Below are 13,575 nucleotides of genomic sequence, written 5' to 3'. Positions count from 1 at the left end.
GCCCGGCGTCAGGGCATGGGGACCATCGTCGAACCGCATAGTCTGGCAGCGCGCGGGATACGTCAGAATGCGGCACGGTGTCGCATCCGCCAAAGCGGTGCGATGGCATTGTTACACTCGCGTCATGGGCCGAGCGTGCCCCGCGCCCGTTCCTCCATTCCAGTGATCACGAACTTGTTCCCGCCCTCCCTCGCCACGTGGCTCTCCATGCCCGGCGTCGTTCCCGAGCGTCACAGCCTGGTCAGCCTGAGGCGTCTGTCGCGGCTGCGGTGGGCCCTGCTCGCGGGGCAGGCGCTGCTGCTCGTCTCGTGCGAGTCCGTGGCGGGCATCATCCTGCCGTACAAGCCGCTGCTGCTGCTGTTCGGCCTGCAGACGCTGTTCAATCTGCTCACCACGCTGCGGCTGCGCGGACTGGCCGCGCGCAGCGGCGCACCGGCCGACGCCGAGCTGATGGCGCAGATGATGGTGGACCTGACCGCGCTCTCGGCCATCCTGTTCTTCACGGGCGGCGCGACCAATCCGTTCGTCTCGTTCTATCTGCCGGGCCTGGCGATCGCCGCGGCCATCCTGCCCTGGCGCCTCGTCGCGGCGCTCGCGCTCTATGCGCTCGCGTGCTATTCGCTACTGCTGCTCGAGTACGTGCCGCTGAACCTGCACAACCCCGACAACGCGGTGAACTATCACCTCGCGGGCATGTGGCTCAACTTCGTGGCCAGCGCGGTGATGATCGCGTTCTTCGTCGCGCGGCTCTCGGGCGTGCTGCGCCAGCGCGACGCCGAGCTGAATCTCGCGCGCGAACAGCTGCTGCGCGAAGCGCGCGTGGAGGCACTGAACAACCAGGCCGCCGCGGTCGCGCACGAGATCGGCACCCCGCTGGCCACGCTCGCGGTGATCGCGGGCGAGCTGCGCGCGGACGCGGACGATGCCGGCCGCGGCAACACCGCGATCGCCGGCTATCTGCCGGACCTGCGCACGATGGAACAGCAGCTCGACCTGTGCCGCTCGATTCTCGCGCGCCTTCGCGAAGACCACGCCACGCTGGCGCCGCAGCGCATCGGCACGTGGCTGGCCGCGTTCGCGGAACGCTGGCAGCTGCGGCATCCGCAGGCCACGCTGCGCGCGGTCGCCAGCGCCGAGGCCGCGCGGCACGCGGTGGACGTCGCGCGCGTGGGGCAGATCCTGACGATCCTGCTCGACAACGCCGCGCGCAGCCAGCAGGCGGCGGGCCGCGCGATGCATGCGGCGCCCGCGCTGCGGCTCGACCTGTCGCTCGTGCAGGACCATCGCGGCGCGCACGAGGGTGCGGGCCTGCCGGAGCTCTCGTGCTGCGTCACCGACCGCGGCACGGGCATTCCCCCGGCCATCCGCGCCCGCCTCGGCGAAGCCCCCGTCGCGAGCACGCATGGCGGCCAGGGCATCGGCCTGTACCTGGCACAGAGCGCCGCGCGCCAGCTTGGCGGACAACTGGCGTGGCACGACAACCCCGGCGGCGGTACCGTCGCCGAACTGCGCCTGCCCCTCGCCGTCACGACCCCCGACCTCGACGCCTCGCCGTCCGAACTCCAAACGTAAAGCCGCAATGACCGACGCTCCCGCAATCGTTCCCGTGGATCCCCTGGCCGGCACGCCCTTCCTGGTCGTCGATGACGACGAGGTGTTCGCGGGCACGCTGTCGCGCGCGCTCACGCGCCGCGGCTATGCGGTACAGGTCGCGCACAACGGCGCCACCGCGCTCGCGCTGGCCGCGCGCACCGCGTTCGCGTACGTCACGCTGGACCTGCATCTGGGGCCGCCCGCGGAAGCGGCCGGCACCGCGCCGGCGGAATCGGGACTGCATCTGGTGGCGCCGCTGCGCACGGCGTTGCCCGACGCGCGCATCCTCGTGCTGACGGGATATGCGAGCATCGCCACGGCCGTGGCGGCCGTGAAGCAGGGGGCGGACGAGTATCTGGCCAAGCCGGCCAACGTGGATTCGATCCTGACCGCGCTGATGGCGGGGATCTCGGAAGATGCGGCCGAGGCCGCGCTCGAGGAACCGGTGCCGCTATCGGTGGCTCGGCTCGAGTGGGAGCATATCCAGCGCGTGCTCACCGAGCACAACGGCAATATTTCCGCGACGGCGCGCGCGCTGAACATGCATCGGCGCACGCTCCAGCGCAAGCTCGGGAAGCGTCCCGTGCAGCGCTGACCGGTGGCCGCGCCCGACGGGTTCGGCTTACAGGCGCAGCTGCACGTAGTCCCAGCCCAGATCGTCGTGCGCGCCGTTGGCCTCCGAGGCGATGCGCAGCGCATCGCTCGCGTGGCGGTCGGCCAGCGTGACGAGCTTGCCCGCATCCATCGCCATCGTGGCCATCGCGGCTGACGACCCCGCGTCGGCGGACTTGCCCGCGCGCGGATCCACGACCGCCGGCGCCGAGGCGGGCAGATCGGTGGGAATCGTGGAAGGGATCGTCGAAGGCAGCGGCAGCGTGATCGTCGTGGCGCCGGCCGAGGCCTCGGGCGCTGCCGTGCTGGCATTGGCGGGCGTCACCATCGGACGCACGCACAGGAACACGGTGGCGGCCGTCAGCGCGGCCAGCAGCATGGCCGAGGCCAGCGCGACGCGGCGCGTTCGAACCTGATTGCGTTTGTAGAACAGATTGCGCGACATGAATGCTCCCCGGAGTCGTCTCGATGAGATGCGGGTCGCTCCCATCGACGCTCGTTACCATTGAAGGTGCGCAAGCGTCTCATCCGTGGGCCATGTGCGCCAGTGGACTTACCAAGTTTTACGAAGCTTACCGGACGCGGTGGTTCCCGTGCATTCGTGTACCTTCGCGTACGATGCCGCCGCGTTCCCGCTTCCGTGCGAAGCGGGAACGCACCGTGGCTTACAGCACGTAGCGCGACAGGTCCTCGTTGCCGGCGAGGTCGCCCAGGCGCTCTTCGACATACGCGGCATCGATCGTCACGGTCTGGCCCGACGACTTGCCCGCGTTGAACGACAGGTCCTCGAGCAGGCGCTCCATGACCGTGTACAGGCGGCGCGCGCCGATGTTCTCGACCTTCTCGTTGACCGAGAACGCGATCTCGGCCAGGCGGCGGATACCGTCCGGCGCGAACTTCAGATCGACCTCTTCGGTGGCGAGCAGGGCCTGGTACTGCTTGGTCAGGCTCGCGTCGGTCTGCGTGAGAATGGCCTCGAAGTCCTGCACCGACAGCGATTCCAGTTCCACGCGGATCGGGAAGCGGCCCTGCAGTTCGGGAATCAGGTCGCTCGGCTTCGACAGATGGAACGCGCCCGATGCGATGAACAGGATATGGTCGGTCCGGATCATGCCGTACTTCGTGTTCACGGTCGTGCCTTCCACCAGCGGCAGCAGATCGCGCTGCACGCCCTGGCGCGACACCTCGCCGCCGCCCACGTCGCTGCGGCTCGCGATCTTGTCGATCTCGTCGAGGAACACGATGCCGTTCTGCTCGACGTTGGCGATGGCCTTGAGCTTGAGCTCCTCTTCATTGACGAGCTTCGCGGCCTCTTCGTCGATCAGCAGCTTGAACGCTTCCTTGACCTTCATCTTGCGGCGATGCTTCTTGCCCTGGCCCAGCCCGGCGAACATCGTGCGGATCTGCTCGGTCATGTCCTCCATGCCCGGCGGCCCCATGATGTCCATGCTCGGCGCGCCCGCGGCCACCTCGAGCTCGATGTCCTTGTCGTCGAGCGAGCCCTCGCGCAGCTTCTTGCGGAACGCCTGGCGCGTGTTCGAGTCCTTGTCCTCGCCCTGCGCGAAGCCGATATCGCGCGGCGGGGGCAGCAGCACGTCGAGCAGGCGGTCCTCGGCGGCGTCTTCCGCCTTGGTGCGGACCTTCTTGGTCTCCGACTCGCGCGTCTGCTTCACGGCCATCTCGGCCAGATCGCGCACGATCGTATCGACGTCGCGGCCGACGTAGCCCACTTCCGTGAACTTGGTCGCCTCGATCTTGATGAACGGCGCGTCGGCCAGCTTGGCCAGGCGGCGCGCGATCTCGGTCTTGCCGACGCCGGTCGGTCCGATCATCAGGATGTTCTTCGGCGTGATTTCCTGGCGCAGCGGGTCCTGAACCTGCTGGCGGCGCCAGCGGTTGCGCAGCGCCACGGCCACGGCCTTCTTGGCCTTGTTCTGGCCGATGATGTGCTTGTCGAGTTCGGAAACGATTTCCGACGGGGTCATGGTATGCGACATGGGAATCCGTTCAGAGCGACGCTTACTCGAGCGTCTCGATGACGAAATTGGTATTCGTGTAGATGCAGAGTTCGCCGGCGATGGTCAGCGACTTCTCGACCACGTCCTTCGCGGACAGGTCGGTGTTCTCCATCAGCGCCTTGGCGGCGGACTGCGCGTACACGCCGCCCGAGCCGATGGCCGCGATGCCGCCTTCGGGGTCGAGCACGTCACCGTTGCCGGTAATGACGAGCGTGGTGTCCTTGTCCGCGGTAATGAGCATGGCCTCGAGCCGGCGCAGCGCGCGGTCCGAGCGCCAGTCCTTGGCGAGGTCCACCGCCGCGCGGGTCAGGTTGCCCTGGTACTTTTCGAGCTTGGCCTCGAAGCGGTCCAGCAGCGAGAACGCATCGGCCGTGCTGCCGGCAAACCCGACCAGCACCTTGCCGTTGTAGATACGGCGCACCTTGCGCGCCGAACCCTTCATGACGATATTGCCCAGAGTGACCTGGCCATCACCGCCCAGCGCGACCTGGTTGCCGCGGCGGACGCTGACGATGGTAGTGCCGTGATACTGTTCCATGGTGCCTCGTTGATGTCTGTCAGGTCGGTAGGTGGCGCCACCGGCGCGGCTTTCAAGGGGGACGCGAAATTCCCAATATAGGCACAAAAAAAAGGCCATGCCTCGCGGCATGGCCTTTGGTGTTGCAGCGTCGGCGCTCAGTCCGCGTAGACGCCCGCCTTCTTGATGACCGGCGTCCACTTGTCGATTTCCGACGCGAGGAACACGCGCAGCGAGTCCGGCGTGGCGCGCTGGGCCGGCACGGCCTCGGCACCGAGTTCCGCCATCTTGGCGCGGAACGTCGGATCGGTTACCGACTTCTGCAGCGCGGCCGACAGCTTGTCGATCACGGCCTTCGGCGTGCCCTTCGGCGCGTACATCGCGTGCCAGATCTTGACTTCCACGCCCGGCAGGCCCTGTTCGGCCGCGGTCGGAATGTCCTTGAACGCTTCCACGCGACGCTGCTGCATGGCCGCGTACGGCTTCAGCGAACCCGCCTTCAGCTGGCCGGCGATATTGGTCGTCTGGTCGCACATCAGGTTGACCTGGCCGCCCAGCACATCGGTCAGCGCCGGCGCGGTGCCCTTGTAGGGCACGGTGGTCAGTTCGGTCTGGATCGCGCTCTGGAACAGCAGGCCGCACAGGTGCGAGGCCGAGCCGATACCGGCGTTGGCCAGCGACAGCTTGCTGGCATTGGCCTTCACGTACGGCAGCAGTTCCTTGAACGTGGCCGGCGGCAGGTTCTTGTTGCCGACCATCACCATCGGCACGTCGGCGATCTCGCCGACCATCTCGAAGTCCTTGAGCGGGTCGAAGCCCAGGTTCCGGTACAGCGCCGGTGCCGTGGACATGCCGATATGGTGGATCAGGATGGTGTAGCCGTCGTTCTTGGCCTGCACGACCTTCTTGGCGCCGATGGTGCCGCCGGCGCCACCGAGGTTCTCGATCACGATCGTGGTGCCCAGATGCTTGGACATGATCGCCGTGAGTTCACGGGAGACCTTGTCGGTCGGGCCGCCGGCCGCGAACGGCACCACGGCCTGCACGGGCTTGCTGCCCGGGAAATCCTGCGCGAACGTACCCGTCGATGCCACCACGCCGGCAACTGCCAGCGCGGCCGCGAAATGTACTGCAACTCGTTTCATCATGCTCTCCTGTATTCCCTGCTCCAGTGCCTCGAGACCGCCGTTTGCCGTCGGACGCCCGCGTGTTGCGGATCTTTCCGGTCGTGCGATCCATATCGGAAGCGCACGAGTGACCATCGGCAAAATGTATGGGTGGAAGGCGGCCACCAGCCCCGCGTACAGGCGGAGCCGGAGGTGGATGTTAGCCGCCGCGAACAACGCGCAGGTAGCGGGGTTAACCCGCGAGAAACGCACATCTGGACGGCGCATTCGGAGCACGCGGTCGCGGATGCGCTTCCGCAACTGAATTGCATCGAAGGGGGCCCTATGGTTAAATGGCCCGCATGACCCGCCCCACTTTGCATTCCGCGCCTCAGGCCGCTCCGCACGACGTCGCGCAGGAGCGTCTGCGCCTGCTCGGCGCTCGCGTGACGCAGCCGCGCGTGGCCATCCTGGCGTGCCTGATCGGCAGCGACGACGCCATGACGCACCAGGCCGTGATCGACACCCTGCCCGCCGAGGCCGGCGTGGACCGCGTCACCGTCTACCGCGTGCTCGACTGGCTGGTCGAGCAGGGCATCGCGCAGAAGCGCGCGGGCAACGACCGCGTCTTCCGCTTCAGCCTCGTCGAGCACGAGGCCGCGCGCGCGCAGGTGCACCGCCAGCACAGCCACTTCCATTGCACGCGGTGCGACCGCACCTATTGCCTCGAAGCCGCGGGCGCGCCGCCGCGCGTGGCCACGCCGAAGGTGCCGAGCGGTTTTGCCGTCGAGCACGTGGAGCTGACCGTCAACGGCGTCTGCGCCGAATGCGGCAAACGCATCGAGGCCGGCGCGCACGCGCACTGAAGGCGGCATCGATTTATCTATCGGACTCGGAGAACAACATGTCCAAAATGATCCCGGTCACGATCCTGACCGGCTTCCTCGGCAGCGGCAAGACGACGCTGCTCAAGCGAATTCTCAACGAACAGCACGGCATGAAGATCGCCGTGATCGAGAACGAATTCGGCGAGGAGAACATCGACAACGAAATCCTCGTGCAGGATGGCCGCGAACAGATCGTGCAGATGAGCAACGGCTGCATCTGCTGCACGATCCGCGGGGACCTCGTGCAGGCCTTGTCCGATCTGCTCACGCGCCGCGACGCGGGCGAGTTCGACTTCGACCGCGTCGTCATCGAGACGACGGGCGTGGCCAATCCGGGCCCGGTCGCACAGACGTTCTTCATGGACGAGGAAATCGCCGCGCGCTATCTGCTGGATGCGGTGATCACGCTCGTCGACGCGAAGCACGCCAACATGCAGCTCGACAAGCAGGAAGAGGTGCAGCGCCAGGTCGGCTTTGCCGATGCGATCTTCATCACCAAATCGGACCTCGTCGACGAAAAGGAGGTGGCCGACCTGCGCCACCGCCTGCTCCACATGAATCCGCGCGCGCCGATCCGCACCGCGCATTTCGGTGAAGCGCCGATCGACACGATCTTCGACCTGCGTGGCTTCAACCTCAACGAGAAGCTCGAGATCGACCCCGACTTCCTGCGCGCCGACGATCACGACCACGACCATGACCACGATCATGGCCACGTGCATGACGAGCACTGCGGCCACGACCATCACGACCATGGCCACGGTCACGCGCACGACCACCACCATCATCACCACCACACCGACCGCATCGCCTCGTTCGTGTTCCGCAGCGACAAGCCGTTCCACTACGGCAAGCTCGAGGAATTCCTGTCGGGCATCCTGTCGGTCTATGGCGAGAAGCTGCTGCGCTACAAGGGCGTGCTCTATATGGATGGGGTGGACCGCAAGGTCGTGTTCCAGGGCGTGCACCAGCTGATGGGCAGCGATATCGGCGCCAAGTGGGCCGACGAGACGCCGGTCACCAAGATGGTGTTCATCGGTGTGGATCTGCCGCGCGAGGCGATCCTGAAGGGGCTCGAAAGCTGCCTGGCCTGACCTGACGGCATCCGGCACCATCCGACCGGGGGGCTTCGCCAGTGGCGATGCCCCCTTTTGTCCTTTTCTGCCTGTCCCGTCACATGGGGGCCCGGCGGTCATCGGGAAAAATCCTGTGCGCTTGTCCGGCTTTCTCCCATATCTCCGAAAAATTTGTTCAAGTACAATAAGCCGGATTTGATACGGGCGGCGCACCTTTGAGCCGTTACCCGTATTGGCAGGGCGGCGGGTCGTCGTCTACACGAGGCGGGCCGCCTGCAGGTGCGGTCGCAGTGCTTCGTGCGGAGACCGCCAATCCGCCGTGAGGCACCTCCGGTTCGCGCCGCGTTACGTTTTGCGTGTTTGCTTTGCGTGATGTAACGTCACTAAACGTCACTTACCCGACGCGAGAGAGAGAGGTGTCCCCATGACAGCCGCAACAAAAACCAAGGAAAGCCGCAGCAAGACTGTTACTGCCGCGGCAGCGACACCAAAGGCGCAGCCTGCGAAGGCAACGCCGACTCCACGTGGCAGTACGGCGCAGGCCGAGGCGGGGGAGGCCAAGGGAGGCACGCGAAGCAGCAAGACTGCAGCCAGCCAGAGTGAAACGACCGCACCGCGCAAGCGGGCGGCCACCGCACCCGAGCGGACGGAGACGCCGCCGGTCGCATCAACAAGAGAATCAGCAGCAACCATGAGCAGCAACAAACTTCTGACTGAAGCTGAAATCCTGAAGATGAGCGACAAGGATTACATGAACGAGGCGCAGTTGGCCTTCTTCAAGAATCGCCTTGAGCAGCTTCGCGACGAAATTCTCAAGAACGCCGACCAGACCACCGAACACCTGCGCGAAACGGTCATCGTGCCGGATCCGGCGGATCGCGCGACGATCGAGGAAGAGCATGCGCTCGAGCTGCGCACGCGCGATCGCGAGCGCAAGCTGCTGAAGAAGGTCGAACAGTCGCTCCAGCGCATCGAGTCCGGCGACTACGGCTGGTGCGAGGAAACCGGCGAGCCGATCGGCGTGCCGCGCCTGCTGGCCCGTCCGACCGCGACGCTCTCGCTGGAAGCGCAGCAGCGCCGCGAGCTGCGCCAGAAGCTGTTCGGGGACTGAGCCCTCCCGGATCGCACTGACCTACGGCCCGGATCATCCGGGCCGTTTGTGTTTACGCGATGTCCTACCATGGGGAAGCGCCGTGCGTGACTGTCCTCACGGCGGCGTTTCTGATACAGTCGCAACTTTGTTGCAATTACATCCCGCATCATGGCCGATCGCCTGCCCGTCACCGTATTGTCCGGATTCTCCGGTGCCGGGAAGACCGCCCTGCTCGACCACGTTCGCGCCCATGCCGATGGCCTGCGCGTGGCGGCGCTCGCCGACGGGCCGGACCTGCTGACCGAGGTGGAACGCCTGGCGCAAGCGGGCGGCCACGATGCCGTGATCGTCGAGACCGACGCCAGTTCGGAGCCGCTCGCGATCGCCGAACTCTTCGCCTTCGAGGATGCGCACGGCCATGACGATGCCGGGGCCGGCTACCGGCTCGATACGCTGGTCACCGTCGTGGATGCCGCGACGCTGCTGCGCGACTGGCACGACGCGGATTTTCTCGCCGATCGCGGCCTGGCCGAGGCCGGCGACGACCGCACAGTGGTCGATGTGCTCGTGGAGCAGATCGAAGGCTGCGACGTGCTCGTGCTGAACCATACCGACGAGGCCGATGCGGATACGCTCGCCCGCGCCCGTGCGCTGTTGCGCGCGCTCAACCCGCGCGCCGATCTCGTCGAGACGATCCGCGGCGCCGTGCCGGCCGCGCATGTGCTGGACACCGGCCGCTTCGATGTCGACACGACGTTCGCGAACACGGGCTGGCAGCTGGCCCTGCGCGGCGAAGCCCTGCCCGCCGAAGACGGTATCGGTGCCGTCGTCTATCGGCGCCGGCGCCCATTTCATCCGCAACGATTCGCCGATCTGATCCACACCGAATGGATGCGCGAGCACGGCGACGTGCTGCGTTCCAAGGGCCTGTTCTGGCTGGCGTCGCGCATGGACATGGCCGGCGACTGGGCGCAGGCCGGTGGCGTCTGCCGACCCGGCGGTGCCGGCGCATGGTGGGCCTCGCTCGACGACACCGACTGGCCGCAGGACGCCGATGCGCGCGCGGAGATCGAGGCCGAGATGGAAGATCCGTTCGGCGACCGCCGTCAGGAACTCGTGCTGATCGGGCGCGATCTCGATGCGGCCGCGCTGTCGGCATTGCTCGACGCGTGCCTGCTGACCGATGCGGAAGTGGCCGAGGGTCCCGAGGCGTGGGCCGCCTATGCCGATCCGTTCCCGGCCTGGGACGACGGTCACGACCATGGCGACCATGGCGACCATGGCGACCATGACGATCATGGCCATGGCCATGGCGATCACGACCACGATCATGATCACGACGATCAGTGCGGCTGTGGCCATGCGCACTGACGCGGGCCAACTTCTTGCGCGCTGGCGCCACCGCGGCCTCGGTCTCTGGACCGCGCTGTGGCTGGTGCTGTGCCTGCTGCTCGCGCAGCAGGCAGGCCTCGTGCACCGCGTGGTGCACGGCGGGCTGCTCAACACCCCGCTGACCCTCTCCGCCGTCGTGGCGGGACAGGGGCAGGACGCCCATGTGCATCCGCTTGCGCTGAAAATCGCCGGCCATTCCTGCGTGCTGTTCGATGGCGCGACCGTGGCCGACACGCACTTCGGTACCGTCACGCTGCCCATGCTGCGTTTCGGCAAACCGGTCAAGCCCGCCGCGCTTGCGTGGCGCTGGCCCGATCTTCCCGCCCGTCACCCCTTCCATTCGCGCGCCCCACCGGCGCCGCTCGCGTTCGTCTGACCCGCCACGGTCCGCGGCCCTGATTTGCCGGCCGCCGCGCCGGGGCTCCAGCCATATTCCACGTGCCATGCCACGTGTGCCCTGCCGGGGCGCACCGCCGTCGTGTCGACGCCCGTCGTCCGCCGTCGTGCGCGTGCAGTGCCATCCGTCGTGCCACGGTCGTGACAAAAACCGAATCGCGAGCCATGTCTCACAAGAACAAACTCCCGCGCGCGCGCCGCCTCTCCGCGCGCAAGTCTCCCCTCAAGCCCGCCGCCGCCGTCGCGGCGCTGGTCGTCTCCGCGCACGCGTTCGCGCAGGATGCCGCGCCCGCCGCCCCCACGGCGCCGGCCAGCACGCCCGCACCGGCACCGCAGGTGCTCAAGCCCGTCGTCGTCACCGCCAATCCGCTCGGCAGCGACCTCAACGACCTCGTGGCGCCCGTCTCCACGCTTGGCGGCGATGCGCTGACCGTGCGCGCCGACAGCACGCTCGGCGAAACGCTGAACACCCTGCCCGGCGTCTCGTCGAGCTACTTCGGCCCGAACGCGAGCCGCCCGATCATTCGCGGCCTCGACGCGGACCGCATCAAGGTGCTGCAGAACGGCGGGTCCACGATCGACGCTTCCACGCTGTCCTATGACCACGCGGTGCCCATCGATCCGCTCGTGGCGGAGAGCATCGAGGTCGTGCGTGGCCCGGCCGCGCTGATGTACGGCGGCAACGCGCTCGGCGGCGTGGTCAACGTGATCGACAACCGTATTCCGAAGGACCCGATCACGGGCGTGTCCGGCGCGGTCGATTCGAGCGCGACCATCGGCGGCGACAAGGGCCGCAATGCGAGCGGCCTGATCGAGGCCGGCAACGGCAGGTTCGCCGTGCATGCCGACGCGTTCGTGCGGCAGACCAGCGACCTCAAGATTCCGGGCTTCGCGCGCAGCGGCAACGCGCGCGCCACGCAGCCGCTCCCCGAAGGGGAAACGGAGAGCTACGGCCATATCCCCAACACCAACGCGCATCAGGAAGGCGGCGCGCTCGGCGGTTCGTACACGTGGGCCGACGGCTTTATCGGGGCCGACTACTCGACGTATCGCAACGACTACGGCACGCCGGCCGAAGCCGACGCGCGCATCAAGATGCGGCAGGACCGCTTTGGCGTCGCGGGCGAGGCGCGCAATCTGTCCAATGCCACGGGCGGCATCATCGAGTCGGTCAAGGGCAACTTCAGCTACACCGACTACGAGCATCGCGAGATCGAGGACGGCGAGACGGGCACCACGTTCAAGAGCCATGGCTGGGATGCGCGGCTGGAGGCCAAGCACGGCAAGATCGGCAACATGACGGGCGTGATCGGCACGCAGTTCGGGCACACCGACTTCTCCGCGCTCGGCGAGGAAGCGTTCGTGCCGAGCACGCGTACCGACAATGCCGCGGTGTTCGTGTTCGAGGAACTGCCGCTGACGGCATCCGGCGACCTCAAGCTGAACCTCGGCGGTCGCCTCGACCACACGACGGTGAAGGCCAGCGCGAATGGCAGCGATCGTTTCGCCGATGCCGAGCGGACCTTCAACGCGGGCAGCGCGTCGGCGGGTCTGCTGTACAAGGTCAACCCGGTCTGGTCCGTGACCAGCAACCTGTCGTACACGGAGCGCGCGCCGACGTTCTACGAGCTCTATGCCAACGGGCCGCACCTGGCCACGGGCACGTTCGAGGTGGGCGATCCCAATGCGAACAAGGAACGCGCCACGTCGATCGACCTCGGGCTGCGCTTCAACCAGGGGCCGCATAGCGGTAGCGTCACGGGCTACTACAGCCGCTTCCAGAACTACCTCGCGCTCGTGAACTCCGGGCAGTTCCGCGACGAAGAAGGCAATGCCGCGCCGGCGGGCAACGGTGCGTTGCCCGTGTTCCAGTACCTCGGTGTGCCGGCCACGTTGTGGGGCTTCGAGGCCGAGGGCAAGACGCGCCTGCTCCAGAAGATGCTCACCACGAGCGATACGCTGGACTTTGCCGCGCGCGCGGACTACGTGCATGGCGAGAATCGCGACACCGGCGAGGCACTGCCGCGCCTGTCGCCGCTGCGTCTCGGCGGGTCGCTGATCTACGGGGCGGGCCCCTGGGGAGCGCGCGTGAACGTCGATTGGTACGCGCGCCAGAGCCGTGTACCGACGGACGATACGCCCAGCGATGCCTATACGATGCTCGGCGTGGCGCTGACCTACAAGTTCAAGGTCTCGCGCACGCAGACGCTCGTGTATCTGCGAGGCGATAACCTGACCAACACCGAGGCGCGCAGCGCGACGTCGATCCTGCGGGATATCGCGCCGCTGGCGGGGCGGAGCGTGCGGGTGGGGTTCAAGACGACGTTCTGACCGGGAAGGCCTCAACCCGGGATCATCGAATACACGGCCGCCGCGATCGGGCGGCCGTTCAGGATCAGCCGGTTGCGCGCGATGCATTCGAATTGCGCGCCGATCTTCTCCGCCACGGCGCGGCTGGCGAGGTTTCCCTCCGCGGCCACGACCTCGATGCGTGTCAGCCCCAGCCCGTGAAAACCGTGGCACGCCATCATCGACGCGGCACCCGCCGCGATGCCGCGCCGCTGCCGCGATTGCCGGATCCAGTAACCGAGGTTGCCCAGGTTGTCCTCGCGCCGGATCTGGTTGATCGCGACGCCGCCGTACAGCACGCGCCCATCGGGCGAGAACACGCCGACGTCGAACGCGACGCCGTCCTCCATATTGGTTTCGCAGCGGGCAAACCACTCGTGCGCGTCGTAGAGGCCATAGTCGGGATACGCCCAGGGCATCCACACGCCCACCGTCGCCATCGATTCGCGTACCGCGCCGACCATCTGCGATGCATCGCTCGCACGAAATGGCCGCAGCAGGAAGTCGCGAGCCTTGAGCGGCGGCATCAGCATGGC

The 13,575-nt window shown here is 67.2% G+C and carries 13 protein-coding genes; 8 read left to right on the top strand and 5 right to left on the bottom strand.

Annotation, left to right across the window (positions count from 1 at the left end; translation table 11 throughout):
* The first annotated feature begins 207 nt into the window (after positions 1 to 207).
* Positions 208 to 1,572 (top strand): ATP-binding protein, encoded by a 1,365-nt coding sequence (locus AAHB16_RS20870; protein ID WP_342051890.1) that lies wholly within the window; start codon positions 208 to 210, stop codon positions 1,570 to 1,572.
* Between the two features lie 7 nt (positions 1,573 to 1,579).
* Positions 1,580 to 2,188: a response regulator transcription factor gene (locus tag AAHB16_RS20865; RefSeq protein WP_150373083.1), complete on the top strand. Its 609-nt coding sequence runs from the start codon at positions 1,580 to 1,582 to the stop codon at positions 2,186 to 2,188.
* A gap of 27 nt (positions 2,189 to 2,215) precedes the next feature.
* Here the strand turns inward: AAHB16_RS20865 and AAHB16_RS20860 are convergent, their stop codons facing one another.
* The 4 genes from AAHB16_RS20860 to AAHB16_RS20845 all read right to left on the bottom strand — a co-directional run bounded on the left by AAHB16_RS20860 (position 2,216) and on the right by AAHB16_RS20845 (position 5,885).
* Positions 2,216 to 2,650: a hypothetical protein gene (locus AAHB16_RS20860; protein WP_150373085.1), complete on the bottom strand. Its 435-nt coding sequence runs from the start codon at positions 2,648 to 2,650 to the stop codon at positions 2,216 to 2,218.
* Positions 2,651 to 2,870: 220 nt separating this feature from the next.
* Positions 2,871 to 4,202 (bottom strand): ATP-dependent protease ATPase subunit HslU, encoded by a 1,332-nt coding sequence (hslU, locus tag AAHB16_RS20855; RefSeq protein WP_150373086.1) that lies wholly within the window; start codon positions 4,200 to 4,202, stop codon positions 2,871 to 2,873.
* 22 nt (positions 4,203 to 4,224) lie between these two features.
* Positions 4,225 to 4,761 carry an ATP-dependent protease subunit HslV gene (gene hslV, locus AAHB16_RS20850; RefSeq protein WP_150373088.1) on the bottom strand — a complete coding sequence of 179 codons (537 nt, stop codon included), beginning with the start codon at positions 4,759 to 4,761 and terminating at the stop codon, positions 4,225 to 4,227.
* 137 nt (positions 4,762 to 4,898) lie between these two features.
* Positions 4,899 to 5,885, bottom strand: a complete 987-nt coding sequence (locus AAHB16_RS20845) for a tripartite tricarboxylate transporter substrate-binding protein (protein WP_150373089.1) — start codon at positions 5,883 to 5,885, stop codon at positions 4,899 to 4,901.
* A gap of 323 nt (positions 5,886 to 6,208) precedes the next feature.
* On the opposite strand from AAHB16_RS20845, the gene AAHB16_RS20840 reads away from it, so the two are divergent.
* The 6 genes from AAHB16_RS20840 (at position 6,209) to AAHB16_RS20815 (ending at position 13,021) form a co-directional block, all read left to right on the top strand.
* Complete coding sequence (locus tag AAHB16_RS20840; RefSeq protein WP_150373090.1) at positions 6,209 to 6,712, top strand: Fur family transcriptional regulator; 504 nt, start codon at positions 6,209 to 6,211, stop codon at positions 6,710 to 6,712.
* A gap of 38 nt (positions 6,713 to 6,750) precedes the next feature.
* Positions 6,751 to 7,827: a CobW family GTP-binding protein gene (locus AAHB16_RS20835; protein WP_150373092.1), complete on the top strand. Its 1,077-nt coding sequence runs from the start codon at positions 6,751 to 6,753 to the stop codon at positions 7,825 to 7,827.
* Positions 7,828 to 8,233: 406 nt separating this feature from the next.
* Positions 8,234 to 8,920, top strand: coding sequence for an RNA polymerase-binding protein DksA (gene dksA / locus AAHB16_RS20830; RefSeq protein WP_223851339.1), 687 nt, complete (start codon positions 8,234 to 8,236; stop codon positions 8,918 to 8,920).
* A 150-nt stretch (positions 8,921 to 9,070) separates the two neighbouring features.
* Complete coding sequence (locus tag AAHB16_RS20825) at positions 9,071 to 10,273, top strand: GTP-binding protein (protein ID WP_342051875.1); 1,203 nt, start codon at positions 9,071 to 9,073, stop codon at positions 10,271 to 10,273.
* Complete coding sequence (locus tag AAHB16_RS20820; protein ID WP_342051874.1) at positions 10,212 to 10,670, top strand: hypothetical protein; 459 nt, start codon at positions 10,212 to 10,214, stop codon at positions 10,668 to 10,670. Before AAHB16_RS20825 ends, AAHB16_RS20820 begins: the two co-directional genes overlap by 62 nt.
* A 185-nt stretch (positions 10,671 to 10,855) precedes the next feature.
* A complete protein-coding gene (locus AAHB16_RS20815; protein ID WP_150373095.1) occupies positions 10,856 to 13,021 on the top strand; it encodes a TonB-dependent receptor in 2,166 nt (721 codons plus the stop codon).
* Positions 13,022 to 13,032: 11 nt separating this feature from the next.
* Here the strand turns inward: AAHB16_RS20815 and AAHB16_RS20810 are convergent, their stop codons facing one another.
* On the bottom strand, positions 13,033 to 13,572 hold the full coding sequence (locus tag AAHB16_RS20810; RefSeq protein WP_223851341.1) for a GNAT family N-acetyltransferase: 540 nt from the start codon (positions 13,570 to 13,572) through the stop codon (positions 13,033 to 13,035).
* Positions 13,573 to 13,575: the final 3 nt, after the last annotated feature.

The sequence above is a fragment of the Cupriavidus sp. OTU4054 genome, assembly GCF_038440175.1.
In the GTDB taxonomy this organism is placed as follows: Bacteria; Pseudomonadota; Gammaproteobacteria; order Burkholderiales; family Burkholderiaceae; genus Cupriavidus; species Cupriavidus pauculus_D.
This window is presented reverse-complemented; position numbering and strand designations above follow the sequence as displayed.

What these genes read in the sequence shown, in the direction of transcription:
- AAHB16_RS20870 (WP_342051890.1), top strand. Translation starts at nt 208, where the DNA reads ATGCCCGGCGTCGTTCCCGAGCGTCACAGCCTGGTCAGCCTGAGGCGT.
- AAHB16_RS20865 (WP_150373083.1), top strand. Translation starts at nt 1,580, where the DNA reads ATGACCGACGCTCCCGCAATCGTTCCCGTGGATCCCCTGGCCGGCACG.
- AAHB16_RS20860 (WP_150373085.1), bottom strand. Translation starts at nt 2,650, where the DNA reads ATGTCGCGCAATCTGTTCTACAAACGCAATCAGGTTCGAACGCGCCGC.
- hslU (WP_150373086.1), bottom strand. Translation starts at nt 4,202, where the DNA reads ATGTCGCATACCATGACCCCGTCGGAAATCGTTTCCGAACTCGACAAG.
- hslV (WP_150373088.1), bottom strand. Translation starts at nt 4,761, where the DNA reads ATGGAACAGTATCACGGCACTACCATCGTCAGCGTCCGCCGCGGCAAC.
- AAHB16_RS20845 (WP_150373089.1), bottom strand. Translation starts at nt 5,885, where the DNA reads ATGAAACGAGTTGCAGTACATTTCGCGGCCGCGCTGGCAGTTGCCGGC.
- AAHB16_RS20840 (WP_150373090.1), top strand. Translation starts at nt 6,209, where the DNA reads ATGACCCGCCCCACTTTGCATTCCGCGCCTCAGGCCGCTCCGCACGAC.
- AAHB16_RS20835 (WP_150373092.1), top strand. Translation starts at nt 6,751, where the DNA reads ATGTCCAAAATGATCCCGGTCACGATCCTGACCGGCTTCCTCGGCAGC.
- dksA (WP_223851339.1), top strand. Translation starts at nt 8,234, where the DNA reads ATGACAGCCGCAACAAAAACCAAGGAAAGCCGCAGCAAGACTGTTACT.
- AAHB16_RS20825 (WP_342051875.1), top strand. Translation starts at nt 9,071, where the DNA reads ATGGCCGATCGCCTGCCCGTCACCGTATTGTCCGGATTCTCCGGTGCC.
- AAHB16_RS20820 (WP_342051874.1), top strand. Translation starts at nt 10,212, where the DNA reads ATGGCGATCACGACCACGATCATGATCACGACGATCAGTGCGGCTGTG.
- AAHB16_RS20815 (WP_150373095.1), top strand. Translation starts at nt 10,856, where the DNA reads ATGTCTCACAAGAACAAACTCCCGCGCGCGCGCCGCCTCTCCGCGCGC.
- AAHB16_RS20810 (WP_223851341.1), bottom strand. Translation starts at nt 13,572, where the DNA reads ATGCTGATGCCGCCGCTCAAGGCTCGCGACTTCCTGCTGCGGCCATTT.